This window comes from Antarcticibacterium flavum (assembly GCF_006159205.1).
Taxonomy (GTDB): Bacteria; Bacteroidota; Bacteroidia; order Flavobacteriales; family Flavobacteriaceae; genus Gillisia; species Gillisia flava.
Genome location: NZ_CP040812.1, coordinates 1,706,584 through 1,720,812 on the forward strand (window position 1 = coordinate 1,706,584; position 14,229 = coordinate 1,720,812).

Here is a 14,229-nt window from a genome sequence, read left to right on the forward strand (position 1 = left end):
TTGAAGGAAAATTTAGAATTGTTTAAGAAACGAGTGAAAAATTGAAATTTTTAACATTTGAAAACGTAGTTTCTGGCTCTGGTAGCCTACCAAATATATAATTTTAACACCTGTTTAACACTTAAGGGGTATTTTTAACGGTTTAAAACTTGGCTGTCCGGGTTTTTCTAGTGATTTTTGACATTGGCTAATTCAAACAAATTAAACAATGAAAACAAAATTTAGTAGGATTTTAACGCTGTTACTGGCGTTCATTGTGCAAATAGGCTTTGCACAAGAGTTCCGGACCATTACGGGTACCGTTACAGATGAGCAGGATTTACCTCTACCCGGGGTAAACATTATTATTGAAGGTACCAATACAGGGGTACAAACAGATTTTGACGGTAACTACACAATCCAGGCGCAGCAAGGAGACGTTCTTGTATTCTCCTTCGTAGGTATGGAAACCGCAAGATACACTGTGGGACAAAATGACACCATTAATGTTACAATGAGTGCAGATGCTGCCCAACTTGATGAAGTGGTGGTAACAGCTCTTGGTATTAGAAGGGAGAAAAAATCCCTTGGTTATGCCACACAGGAAGTAGATGGCTCTGAGGTTTCAGATGTACCAACTACCAACTTTATGAACTCTCTATCGGGTAAAGTTTCCGGTTTAAAAGTTCAGTCTACCGGTACTATGGGTGGTTCCTCTAACGTAATTATTCGTGGTAACTCTTCCCTTACAGGAAACAACCAGGCTTTATTCGTTATTGACGGGGTGCCAATTAGTAACAACACTCCAAACACCAGCAACCAACAAACCGGTCGTGGTGGATTTGACTACGGTAACCTGGCATCAGATATCAACCCTGAGGATATTGCATCCATGAACGTACTTAAAGGTGCGGCAGCAACAGCACTATATGGTGCACGTGCAGCCAACGGGGTAATTATCATTGAAACTAAAAAAGGTCAAAGAAAACAAGGTATAGGGATTTCTGTAAATTCCTCTTTCATGGCCACAAATATTGATAAGACGACCTTCCCTAAATTCCAAAAGGAATATGGTGCAGGGTATGGACCATTTTATCCTGTTGATGGATACTTTAGATCTTATGACATCGATGGTGACGGTACTTTTGAAACTACCACTCCTTTTACAGAAGATGTTTCTTATGGAGCACGATTTGATCCAAACCGTTTGATCTACCAGTGGGATGCAATTTATCCACAATTGGATACTTATATGCAGCCAAGACCATGGTTAGCTGCAGAAAATGACCCAACTACTTTCTTCGAGACAGGTTACACTGCAATAAACTCTGTAGCCCTTGACGGCGGAACAGACAGAAGTTCTTTTAGGTTAGGTTTCACCAATCTTTCACAGGAAGGTAATTTACCAAACAGCTCCATTGAGCGTAACAACCTTATTTTTAGCGCAACTCATGATTTGACCGACAGGATCACCTTAGGAACAAGTATGAATTATACGAAGACTGATGGTGTTGGACGATATGGTACAGGTTACCAGAGTGAGAACCCAATGCAGCAATTTAGACAATGGTGGCAGGTTAACGTAGATGTGCAGGAGCAAAGAAGGGCATATGAGCAAACAGGACAGAACATTACCTGGAACCCAAACAGCCCATCAAATCTCCAACCAATCTATATGGATAACCCATACTGGACACGTTATGAGAACTTCAACAGTGATACAAGACACAGGTATTTTGGTAATGCCAACATCAACTTTGAGATCAATGATGTATTCAGCCTTTTAGGTAGGTTCTCTTTTGATAGTTACTATACTTTACAGGAAGAGAGAAGGAATGTTGGTAGTGTTGGTGTTTCCGGTTATACACGAAGAAACATAGAAGGACACGAATTCAACACAGATATTATCCTAAATTTCAACAAGGATATTACAGATGGGATTAACCTTGATGGTAACTTAGGTTTCAACCTTAGGGAAAACAGATTGTCCCAAATATCGGCTTCTACAAACGGTGGTTTGGTGATACCAAGCTTCTATGCCTTAAGCAACACAGCCAGCCCTATGAACCCACCTTCAGAATTTGAGTCTACTCAATTGGTAGATGGTTTCTATGGTAGGGTGAGTTTAGGTTTCCTTGACACCTACTTCGTTGAAGGTACATTAAGGAGAGACCGTTCTTCTACACTTCCTATGGATAACAATACCTTCTGGTATCCTTCTATCTCTACGAGTGTTTTACTTACTAACTTAATTGATGCTGACTTCCTTAACTACGCAAAATTAAGAGCGAACTATGCAGAAGTTGGTGGAGATACCTCTCCCTATAATGTATTCAACACTTTCAATGTACAACCTGGATTTGCCGGTGGAGGAGTTGGAGGTAACTTTACACAAAGAAATAATATTGCATTGAAGCCGGAAACTGCCAAATCGTGGGAGATAGGTTTGGAGACAAACATGTTTAACAGAAGAGTTAACCTTGACGTTTCCTACTATAACACTCAAACGGTAGATCAAATTACACCGGTGCCAATTTCCTTCGCAACAGGATTCCAAACTGCATTATTAAATGCCGGAACCATGGAAAACGAAGGTGTTGAAGTTTCTCTTGGATTAATACCAATCCAAACAGAAGATTTCACCTGGAGCATTAATGCAAACTGGGCAAGAAACCGAAACAGAGTTGTGGAATTGATCGAAGGAATTGATAACCTTCAGTTAGCTTCTCTACAGGGAGGTGTTTCTATCAACGCTGCCCCAGGGCAACCTTATGGAGCCATTCGAGGGTCAGATTACATCTATGATGATGCAGGTAACAGGATGGTACACCAATCTGGTGCCAGTGCAGGTTACTATATGAGAACACCAAACAGTAACGTGATCATTGGTAACATCCAGCCAGACTGGGTGGGTGGTGTATCCAATAGATTTGCTTATAAAAATGTTTCCTTCAACTTCCTTATAGATGTTCAAAAAGGAGGAGATGTATTCTCTCTTGATACTAACTATGGTTATGCTACAGGAGCTTATGAAAGACACGTAGGAAATAATGACCTTGGTAATCCATTAAGAAACACACTTGCTAATGGTGGTGGTGTTATACTTGACGGTGTAACTCCAGATGGAGAGGTGAACACGGTAAGAGCAGACGCTTCTACTTATGCCAACCCTTGGGGTTACGCAAGAAGTGCTAACAAAGAGCACGTTTATGATGCTTCATTTGTGAAATTAAGAGAAGCAAATCTCACTTACGCCTTTACAGACGATTTGATTGCATCTACTCCATTTACAAATGCATCAATCTCTTTGATTGGAAGAAACCTGTGGATCATCCACAAGAATACTCCACACACAGATCCTGAAGCTGGTCTTAGTGCCGGTAATGTTGGTGGATACCAGTCTGGAGCATATCCTGCTGTTAGAGAAATTGGAGCAAGTTTGAAAATTAACTTCTAATAAAAAAAATCATGAAAAAAATCATATTAACCTTTTTTGTGCTCGCGACCTTGTTGTCCTGTCATACAGATCAGGATTACGAGAATCTGAACATAGATCCAAAGAGCCCAACAGTAGTTCCAGCAAACTTCCTGTTTACAGGAGCTACAGTGAGACTGGCACGCCAAATGGCTAGCCCTAACGTGAACCTTAACATTTCCAGATTCATTTCCCAGTATTTAACTGCGACTACTTACCTGGATGAGCCGAATTATAACCTGAACATCAGGAATATTCCTCAAAACCATTGGTCTGTACTTTATAGAAATGTAATATTTGACTTAAGGGATGCAAAACGATTCCTTGAGGATGACACAACTATTTCTGAAGCAACAAGAGCTACCAGAATGGCTCAAATCGAAGTGATCGAGGTGTACGCCTGGCAAATACTTGTAGACACTTTTGGTGATGTACCTTATTCTGAAGCTTTAAATCCAGAAGGAAATACACTTCCCGTTTATGATGATGCTGCAACTATCTATCAAGACCTTATCACCCGTCTTGGAAATGCAGCAGGTAACCTAGAAGGTGGCCAGGGATTCCCGGCAGACCCTGTATATGGTGGAAACATAAGCAACTGGTATAAGTTTGCAAATTCCTTACAACTTCGTCTTGCGATGAGGATTGCCGATTCTAATCCAGGGTTATCACAATCAACAGCCGAAGCGGCAGTAGCCAGAGGTGTTTTCGATTCAAACGAAGAAAGCGCAAGAGTAGCCTTTGATGAGAACCCTCCTTACACCAATCCTTTGTGGAATGACCTTGTACAGAGTGGACGTTCAGATTATGTTGCTGCAAATACTGTAGTGGATTACATGAATGACCTTAATGATCCAAGAAGAGACACTTATTTTGATGAGAACCTTGGAGAAGGAGTTTATAGAGGAGGAGTTTATGGAGCAAGTAATGATTTTGGATCCCATACACATGTTGGGGAGCGTTTCCTTGATCCAACTTTACCTGCAATCCTTCAGGATTACGTAGAGGTACAGTTCCATTTAGCTGAAGCCGCTCAAAGAGGATATTCTGTAGGTGGTACTGCTGAAGAGTTTTACAATGAAGCGATTACTGCATCAATATTGTTCTACGGTGGAACTGAAGCTGAAGCTGATGCTTACCTATCTCAGAGCGATGTACGTTACAGTGCAGCAAACTGGAGAGAAAGAATTGGAACTCAATTCTGGCTGGCTATGTATGATAATCCATTTGAAGGATGGGCGGTTTGGAGAAAATTTGATGCACCACAATTAAATGTGGCATCACAATCTCAACTTCCTGTTCCATTAAGATATACATACCCAATTAATGAACAAAACCTGAATGAAGCAAATTACAATGCAGCAGCATCTGCCATAGGGGGAGATGAGCAGCAAACGGCTTTATTCTGGGATGTAAATTAACAGCTTTAATAACTTTAAATTTTAAAAAATGAAACATATTCTTAAATATATAAGCTTAAGTTTGGTGCTGGCACTCGGCTTCACATCCTGCGATGCAGATGATGAAAATACGCTGGATGATGTTCGCGACGTGGGTGGGTATGCCCACCTGGCCACTCCAAGAATTAGCCAGTTCGATACCAATTCCAATATGACCGTAAATTTATTTACGGCCAGTGGAGTATCTGTTGAAACAGTTGAGATCATTAGAGATGGTTCTGTAATTGGGACGGCTACTGTAAGCGGTGAAACTGCAACATTTAGCTCCTCCATACTTGGAGACATCGCTGCAGGAACTTATCCTGTTAGAATAAGGGCAACCTTATCAAACGGAAACGTGGCAGAGCAGCCTTTCAATATCACTGTGGTGAATTCCCTTTCACTTGATGGTGATAACGCCGAAGAGGCCGCATTGTCTGAATTACAGGGGACAGAAATAGCGTATAACACTTATACCCTTTCTGCAGCCATTGATAATGTAGACTTGCAGCTAAAGAATGGTTCTGAAGGAACTTATATGGATGCCGGTGTTGATAACATCGATGGATCTGTAGTATTAGGAGACACCAACTATCAGGATCTTAATCTTTCTGTAAATGACACTCTTTATTACAGGTTTACGGCGACAAGCGGTAGCCTTACCCAATCTGCTGAAAGCTACATAGTAATACTAGAGGAGCCTGAAGTCGAAGAGGAAGAAGAGACCGAAGAGGAAGAAGAGACTGAAGGTGAAGAAGGTGAAGAAGGCGAAGAAGGAGATGAGGAAGATGAAGATGAAGATGAGGGTGGTGAAGGATAATTCTTTTGTCTAATCAATAATTTTAAAAGGCTGCCCGAAAAGGCAGCCTTTTTTATAGGCATTGGTGTTATTTCTTAAATCCAGCTAGCTGTGCAAGAGGAGAAAAACGTTTTCGTAGTAAAATGAGGAATAAAAATGAAAACACTTGTTGTATTATTAACAATTAATTATCACTTTTGGAAAGGCTAATTCAAATCAAATATTAAAATGAAATTAAAACTAAAGTTTGTGTTAACCCTACTGGTAGGGTTAATTGTGCAATTCTCGTATGCACAGGAAAAAACAGTCACCGGTACTGTTATTGATGAGCAGGGAATTCCGCTCCCCGGGGTGAACGTAATCCTTCAAGGGACAACAACAGGAACCCAAACCGATTTTGACGGGAATTACAGCATAAGAGCTGTGGAGGGTCAAACCCTGGAATTTAGTTATGTGGGATATCAAAGGATACAACGCGAAGTTGGCCCCGAGGATACCATAAATATAACTTTAATGGAGGACGCTTCTCAATTGGAAGAGGTTGTTGTAGTTGGATATGGTACGCAGAGCAAAAGAAAACTCACAGATAATATCTCCAAGTTGACTTCTGAGGACATAAGTGAGATCCCAACCCCCAGTATTCAAAATGCCATTTCAGGAAAGGCTGCCGGGGTGCAGGTTTCTCAAATTAATGGTAAGGTAGAAGGTGGCGTAAATATTCGTATTCGAGGGGTTGCAAGTATTGGAGCCGGTTCTGAACCACTTTATGTACTTGATGGTGTGCCATTGATCAATAATAATGAATCAAATAACGGAGCGCCTACAAACCCACTCCTTACTTTAAGTAGTAATGAGATCGAGTCTATCGATATCCTTAAAGATGCCTCTGCTGCTGCAGTTTATGGTTCCAGAGGTGCAAACGGGGTTGTTATCATTACCACTAAAAGAGGAAAACAAGGAAAAGGTAGATTTGCATTAAATTACTCCTCAGGAATAAGTACTCCCACAAACACCAGAGAGTGGTTGAATACCGAAGAGTATATTGAATTATTTACTGAAGCTGCAGTTAACTCTTTTGGCGAGGAAGACGGTAGAGACTACATTGAAGGAATCTTTGATTTCCTTGCAGGGGATACAGACTGGAGAAACAATCCTGTAAATACAGATTGGCAAGATCTTGCTTTCCAAACCGGTTACACTACAGATGCAGATGTATCAGTTTCAGGAGGTGACGAAAAAACTTCTTACTTCTTCTCTGGTGCCTACAACAACACTACCGGTATCATCACAGGTAATGAGTTGGAAAGGTTTACTGCGAGAACAAATGTTTCCCACAGGTTTTCAGATAGATTTCTGGCAGGTTTAAATATTGCTTATTCACGTACAGAGATAGACAGGATTGCAAATGATAACGCATTTGTGAACCCTGTACAGGCTATCGCACAACCATCAATGTCACCGGCATATCTTGATAACGGCGATCCAAATCCCAATACTTTATATGCCAATTTCTTACTTTATGATAAGCATGCATTTTACATTACTAACATAAGAAGAGTTACCGGTAAGGCCTTTGCAGAATATAGCTTCTTTCCTTCTTTGAAGTTTAATACAGATTTTGGTTATGACCTTTACTACCAAACAGAGGACAACTATGAAGGTAGACTAGCACCATTCCAGTCCACAAATGGACAGGGATATGCATCCAGCGTAGGAACAGAATCTTATGTATCCAGTAACTATTTCACATATTCAGACATTTTTGGCGATATCCATAACCTGGATGTAGTAGCCGGTATGGAATACAACTTAACAAATAGAAGATTCCAAAGTGTAACAGGTATCGAGTTTCCAACAGATGATTTCCAAACAATAGGAAGTGCGGCAGAGATCACTGCTGGTAATCAAACTTTAACTGGAAACAGGTTTCTTTCATATTTCGCAAGAGCCACCTATTCCCTGATGGACAGATATTTATTTAAAGCCAGTATTCGTCACGATGGATCTTCAAGATTTGGTAGAAACCAGCAATTTGGTACTTTCTCTTCCCTTGCAGCAGGTTGGATAATTTCTGAAGAAGCATTTTTAAGAGATAATGAGACCTTATCATTCCTAAAACTTCGTGCGAGCTGGGGACAAACAGGAAATGCTAACATTGGAGATTTCGCATCAAGAGGTTTATTTGGTGGGATATCTTATAACCAGAGACCGGGTATTGCCCCTACTCAGGCTGAAAACTCCTTGTTAACCTGGGAGAGTGTAGATCAAATGAACTTTGGTGTCGACCTTGGGTTCTTAAATGACAGGATCACTGCTGAAGTTGATTACTACATCAAAGAATCTGACGGTTTATTATTTAACGTACCACTTCCCGGTACTTCTGGCCAGCCAAACATCTTTAGAAACGTTGGTGTTATGGAAAACAGAGGTATTGAATTTGCTATAAATACTAAAAACGTAGTAAGGGATAATTTCACCTGGTCAACAAATTTCAACCTTGCTCAAAATGAAAATGAGGTGATAAGCCTGCCAAATAATGGAGCAGACATTATCACAGGAAGAAACATTTTAAGAGAAGGAGAACCAATCTCTGCATTTTACCTAATCGAATATGCAGGTGTAGACCCTCAAAATGGGGACGCATTATATTACACCAACGTGGATGATGGAAGTGGTAATCTAAGTCGTGAAACAACAAACAATCCAAATGACGCCAGAAGGGTTGTATCTGGAAGACCATTCCCATTATGGATTGGAGGTCTTACCAACACTATGAACTTTGGCGGGTTTGACTTCAGCTTTACCTTCCAGGGTGAATGGGGAGTGGACATTTATAACGGTGGAGGTATATACCAATCTGCCAACGCCGATTATTTTGACAACCAGTCAAGAGATCAATTAAGAAGATGGCAAAACCCAGGTGATATCACAGATGTTCCACAAGCAAGATTATTTGGAGCCAATGGAGTTGTAAACTCAACCCGATATCTACAAGAGGCCGATTTCATTAGATTAAGAAACATCACACTTGGATATTCTTTACCAGACCAAACTGTAAGTTCTCTTGGTTTAGAACGATTTAGAGTGTACTTCACAGGTTTCAACCTGTTGACTTTTACAGATTATGAAGGTTATGATCCTGAGGCACGTAGTGATGCAGGTTCTGGCCCGGGTGTTGATTTCTATTCAGCTCCTGCAGCCAAGACATTCTCTGTTGGTGTAAACATTAATTTCTAAAAAATAAGAAAAATGAAAAATTATAAATTAACCCTATCCATTCTTAGTGCAGCCTTTTTGATGGTTAGCTGCGAGGATGAGTTAAACCTGGAACCGGAACAATCCATCTCTACAGAAGTTGCGATTTCAACAGGTGAGAATATTGAGAACATACTCATAGGAACTTATGCAGAAGCCGGAGATAATGTTTCTTATGGTGGAGACATACAAATTTTAAGCGACCTGTATGGTTTTACAGATGAAGCTTCCTGGGTAGGAACCTTTGCCCAGCCAAGGGAAGTTTTCAATAAAAGGATCTTTACAGATAATGTTTTTGTTAGAGACATATGGCTTAACGGTTACCAGATCATCAACCAGGCAAATCTGGTTGTAGATTATGTAGATCTTGTAGATGAGGACAGGCAGGCGACTGTTGAAGGAGAAGCAAAATTCCTTAGAGCCCTTACTTATTTCGACCTTGTTAGGCTTTTTGGCCAGCAGTATGAAGCAGGAGAGCAAAATACTCAATTGGGTGTACCTTTAACTCTTACAGGTATTACAGATTACTCTGGCGACCTTGAAATTCCAAGGAACACAGTAGAAGAGGTTTACACGCAAGTAGTTGCCGATCTTACTGATGCTTACGACTTACTTCCTCCAAGCAACGGGATCTTTGCTGATAAGTATGCCGCACAGGCACTTCTTGCTAGGGTATACCTGCAAATGGGTAATTACGAAGGTGCAAGGGACGCCGCTCATGATGTAATTGAGAACAGCGGGCATTCCTTAACCTCAACCTATGCAGCAGCTTTCAATAACGATGTAGATTCATCTGAAGATGTGTTCGCTTTCCAGGTGACTTCCCAGGATGGTGAAAATGACCTGATCATCCACTATGCCGATCAGGCTGCAGGTGGTAGAGGTGGTGATATCACTATTAACCCGGCTTTCATTGACAGGTTTGATGCAAATGATGACAGGGGAGATTATTTTTATGCAAGTGCGCAAAGTGGAGCTACCCTAACCGGTAAATACACAAATCAATTTGGGAACATTCCTGTTATTAGACTGGCAGAAATGTATCTTATAAGAGCCGAGGCGAATGAGAGGCTTGGAACCGAAATAGGTAATACACCTCTGGAGGACATAAATCTTATAAGAAGCCGTGCAAATGCCACCACCTTATCCTCTGTTGATCTTGAAGACATTCTTGAAGAAAGAGAACTGGAACTGGCTTTTGAAGGATTCCTTATCCACGATTTGAAGAGGACTCAACGCAATGTGGGAGATTTGGAGTATAATGCCAATGCCCTGGTGTTTCCTGTTCCTCAAAGAGAAATAGATGCCAACTCGCTCCTAGTACAAAACCCGGGATACGGAGCTTAAAATTTAGAAATTAAAATTTATAAATGGCTGCCTTCACGGGCAGCCATTTTTATTTTAACTCTTTCTATAAAAGCATACCTTTGTGATATGGAAGAGAACACAACTATTTTTGGAATAAGAACAGTTATTGAAGCAATTCAAAGCGAAAAGAACATTGATAAAATATATATTCAAAAAGGCCTTAGCGGTCCACTCTTGCAGGAACTACAAAGTCTTGTAAATAAACAGGAATACAATATATCCTATGTTCCCGTTGAAAAACTAAATAAACTGGCCCAGGGTAACCACCAGGGGGTGGTGGCAAAGATCTCCCCGGTGAAATTTCGTGATCTAGAAGAAGTGGTTCAGGAATCCCTGGAAAAGGATGGCACTCCTCCCCTATTTCTATTACTGGACCAGATCACCGATGCCAGGAATTTTGGAGCCATAATAAGGACGGCAGAATGTTGCGGGGTTGATGGTATCATTATCCAAAGCAAGGGAGGAGCTCCCGTAAATGCCGATACCGTTAAAACATCTGCCGGGGCGGTTTTTAAAATTCCAATATGTAAAGTGAATCATATAAAGGATGCTATTTACTACCTGCAGGCGTCTGGCATAAAAGTAGTAGCAGCTACAGAGAAAACTTCATCAACACTTTATGAGCAGGATTTCTCCACGCCTGTCGCACTGGTGATGGGCAGTGAAGGTAAAGGAGTCTCTTCCTCCATCCTTAAGATCGTAGATGAAAATGCAAAATTACCAATGTTCGGGACTATTGGATCTTTGAACGTATCTGTAGCTTGTGGTGCATTCCTCTATGAGATCATACGACAAAGAAGCAGCCCACTGAATTCCGAAGGGAAAATATAAATTAACTTTTTAACCTACTCTTCCTGAGTATTTGATTTCTTAAAGACGTATCTGTAGGTAAATCTGGTTTTCTCTCGTGGAGTATTTTCAGGATCCATTTGCTCATCGTTTGGAGGCCTGGTGGCTCCAATGAAATTTCCGTTCTCATCAAACTGCTGCATGAATTCATCTTCCTCTTCCTTATAATCCTCACGTTCCCATTCGAATTTTGGACGCTTTACGATCTTATTTTTATACAAAAAGGCGAAAATTAAGCCAACAATTAGTCCCGATAAATGTCCTTCCCAGGAAATTCCGGGATCTACAGGGACTACAAACCAAAGCATCCCACCATAAAGAAAGACAACTATTAAAGAGAGGGCTATAAGCCGGAAATACCTGGAAAAAATTCCCTTAAAAAAAAGAAAGGAAGCCAACAGGTAGATCACCCCGCTAGCACCAATGTGATTTGCAGGACGGCCAATTACCCAGGTCATTATACCTGTAAAGAGCATCCCAAGCAAAAGAATCTCCCAACTAATTCTACGGTAGAAATAAAAGAGGGACATGGATAACACAAATAAGGGTATGGTATTGTTGAAAAGATGCTTGATATCTGAATGTATGAAGGGTGAAAACACAACCCCTCTCAATCCTATCCATTCCCTTGGTCTTACTCCCAGGTAATTAAAATCAAATCCAAACCTTATTTCAAACCAAAAGACAAGCCATATGAGAAGTACAAATAATAAGGGATATCCTAACACCCCAGATGTAAACGTTAAAGATTCTTCCTGCTTTTCCATTGATTCATTAAATAATAAATTTAGCTATTTAAATTATGCTACCCACAATTCTCCTATGCAATTCCTGTGCTACAGATAATGCAATTGCCAAAATGTCAATTTCGATGTATGGCTTTGAACTAAAAATTATGTAAATCCCTACCTTTGAAAAATGAATGAACCACTGGCAGAAAGATTACGTCCAAGGACTCTTGAGGATTACCTGAGTCAGCAGCACCTTATAGGAGAAAAAGGTGCCCTAAACAGGCAAATCAAGAACGGAAATATACCATCCCTTATCCTTTGGGGGCCTCCCGGAGTTGGAAAGACCACGCTTGCCAATATTATAGCGACAGAAAGTGGACGACCCTTTTATACCTTAAGCGCTATTAATAGCGGTGTTAAGGATGTTCGCGAGATCATCGAAAAGGCAAAAAAGAGTGACGGGTTATTCACCACAAAGAACCCGATACTTTTTATAGATGAGATACATCGATTCAGCAAATCCCAGCAGGACTCACTACTAGGTGCTGTAGAAAAAGGCTGGGTCACCTTAATAGGGGCAACTACAGAGAATCCCAGCTTTGAGGTCATTTCTGCCCTGCTTTCCCGTTGCCAGGTTTATACATTAAAGCCCTTTTCCAAAGAGGAACTTATTGCCCTTCTTGAAAGAGCAATGAGAGAAGACCCTGTTATTAAATCCAGAGATGTTCACTTAAAAGAAACAGAAGCTATTTTAAGGTTAAGCGGGGGTGATGCAAGAAAATTGCTTAATATTTTTGAATTACTTGTTACATCTGCCGTGGCACCTGTTACAATTACCAATGACCTTGTGCTGGAACAGGTACAGCAAAACACTGTGTTATATGATAAGACGGGGGAACAGCATTATGACATAGTATCTGCTTATATCAAATCAATAAGAGGTAGCGACCCCAATGCTGCAGTTTATTGGCTGGCAAGAATGATAGAAGGTGGTGAAGATGTTAAATTCATAGCCCGTAGACTGCTTATCCTGGCAAGTGAAGATATTGGCAATGCCAATCCAACTGCTCTTGTAATGGCAAATAACACCTTCCAGGCTGTAACCACCATTGGATTTCCTGAATCACGAATTATTCTTAGCCAGTGTACAATTTATTTGGCTACCTCCCCAAAGAGTAACGCTTCTTACATGGCAATTAATCAGGCCCAGAGCCTGGTAAAGAAAACCGGAAATCTTTCTGTTCCCCTTTCGCTAAGGAATGCACCTACTAAACTCATGAAGGATATGGGTTATGGTGATGATTACCAGTATGCACATAATTATGAAAACAATTTCAAAGAGGCCGAATTCCTTCCGGAGGAAATAAAAAATACCAACTTTTATAATCCAGGGAATAACCAACGGGAAAATTCCCAGAGAGAATTCCTGAAAAAAAGATGGAAAGGTAAATATGGTTATTGATCCTGTTTGGAGTAGACGGTGGTTTTAGGACTATTGCTTTGCGGATCCAGGACTTCTACCGTTAAATTGCCTTTATTATCAAAATTTGCCATTCCTTTGGCAGTTACTGAAGTGTATAAATAGCTGTCTCTTGCAGAAGATTTGACCAGGGATGCAAAAGGCTCGGACATCCCTTTTTGATATAAATTATAACCAGAAGGTGTTTTTTCCAGAAAAAATTCTGACCCCTCCTTTTGGAATAAAAGCCGCCTTGCTTCCATCCCATCATTTTCTTTGGTTTTGGTACCTTCTACAGCAACAGGATCCTTTGTTTCAACCGGAAGTTCTCTTTCTACCTCACCCGTTACTTCTTTCTCATTATCAACAGGAGGAACAGCTGTAACTTCAACTATTTTCTCCTCTTCTACAGGAGGCACTGCCGTGACTTCTACTACGTTTTCCTCTTGGGCATATTTATAATTAAGATTGGATATTGCCGTGAATGCCTCTCGCAGAGCTTCATGATATGCCTGTTGGTAATCTTTCAATTTGCTCACCCCCTCTGGAGTAATAAAGACTTCATTATTATTGCAGTCCCTTAACTCAATAGCCAGCCTGGTGCGAAACATTCCTGAATCATCTTTTACTCGTGCCCTTAAAGCCTTACAAGGACCGGATGATAGCGCAGCAGGAAAGGTTTCATTATCCAAATAGGCTTCAAAACCTTCCCGTTCGAATAAAAATTTCAGCAATTCGTTGAGCTGGTATTGATTGGTTTCTTTTTGGAAATCAAATTCAGCAGGAATAACTACATATCGATATGAGTTTATGTGTTGCCCATGAATAAACTGAAGGCTAAAAAGAAACAATATGGTAAAGTAAAGCGTTTTCAT

General features: G+C 40.6%; 9 protein-coding genes. 7 read left to right on the forward strand and 2 right to left on the reverse strand.

Translation table 11 applies throughout. The annotated features are described in order from the left end of the window. Window positions 1–208: 208 nt before the first annotated feature. From FHG64_RS07130 to rlmB, 6 genes are all read left to right on the forward strand, one after another. Window positions 209–3,436 (forward strand): SusC/RagA family TonB-linked outer membrane protein, encoded by a 3,228-nt coding sequence (locus FHG64_RS07130; RefSeq protein WP_139065764.1) that lies wholly within the window; start codon window positions 209–211, stop codon window positions 3,434–3,436. An 11-nt stretch (window positions 3,437–3,447) separates the two neighbouring features. After that, on the forward strand, window positions 3,448–4,875 hold the full coding sequence (locus FHG64_RS07135; protein ID WP_139065765.1) for a SusD/RagB family nutrient-binding outer membrane lipoprotein: 1,428 nt from the start codon (window positions 3,448–3,450) through the stop codon (window positions 4,873–4,875). A 28-nt stretch (window positions 4,876–4,903) separates the two neighbouring features. After that, complete coding sequence (locus FHG64_RS19160) at window positions 4,904–5,713, forward strand: hypothetical protein (RefSeq protein WP_168191330.1); 810 nt, start codon at window positions 4,904–4,906, stop codon at window positions 5,711–5,713. A 207-nt stretch (window positions 5,714–5,920) separates the two neighbouring features. Then, window positions 5,921–8,929, forward strand: a complete 3,009-nt coding sequence (locus FHG64_RS07145) for a SusC/RagA family TonB-linked outer membrane protein (RefSeq protein ID WP_139065766.1) — start codon at window positions 5,921–5,923, stop codon at window positions 8,927–8,929. 12 nt (window positions 8,930–8,941) lie between these two features. Beyond that, the gene (locus FHG64_RS07150; RefSeq protein WP_139065767.1) at window positions 8,942–10,294 is read left to right on the forward strand and encodes a RagB/SusD family nutrient uptake outer membrane protein; all 1,353 of its coding nucleotides are present in this window, start codon (window positions 8,942–8,944) and stop codon (window positions 10,292–10,294) included. 87 nt (window positions 10,295–10,381) lie between these two features. Beyond that, window positions 10,382–11,146 carry a 23S rRNA (guanosine(2251)-2'-O)-methyltransferase RlmB gene (rlmB, locus tag FHG64_RS07155; RefSeq protein ID WP_139065768.1) on the forward strand — a complete coding sequence of 255 codons (765 nt, stop codon included), beginning with the start codon at window positions 10,382–10,384 and terminating at the stop codon, window positions 11,144–11,146. A gap of 14 nt (window positions 11,147–11,160) precedes the next feature. Here rlmB and FHG64_RS07160 read toward each other — a convergent pair whose 3' ends face one another. Then, window positions 11,161–11,931: a rhomboid family intramembrane serine protease gene (locus tag FHG64_RS07160; RefSeq protein WP_139065769.1), complete on the reverse strand. Its 771-nt coding sequence runs from the start codon at window positions 11,929–11,931 to the stop codon at window positions 11,161–11,163. Window positions 11,932–12,082: 151 nt separating this feature from the next. On the opposite strand from FHG64_RS07160, the gene FHG64_RS07165 reads away from it, so the two are divergent. After that, window positions 12,083–13,357 carry a replication-associated recombination protein A gene (locus FHG64_RS07165; RefSeq protein ID WP_139065770.1) on the forward strand — a complete coding sequence of 425 codons (1,275 nt, stop codon included), beginning with the start codon at window positions 12,083–12,085 and terminating at the stop codon, window positions 13,355–13,357. On the opposite strand, the gene FHG64_RS07170 is transcribed toward FHG64_RS07165, so the two are convergent. Next, window positions 13,351–14,229 carry a hypothetical protein gene (locus FHG64_RS07170; RefSeq protein WP_139065771.1) on the reverse strand — a complete coding sequence of 293 codons (879 nt, stop codon included), beginning with the start codon at window positions 14,227–14,229 and terminating at the stop codon, window positions 13,351–13,353. The two genes, FHG64_RS07165 and FHG64_RS07170, sit on opposite strands and share 7 nt — an antisense overlap.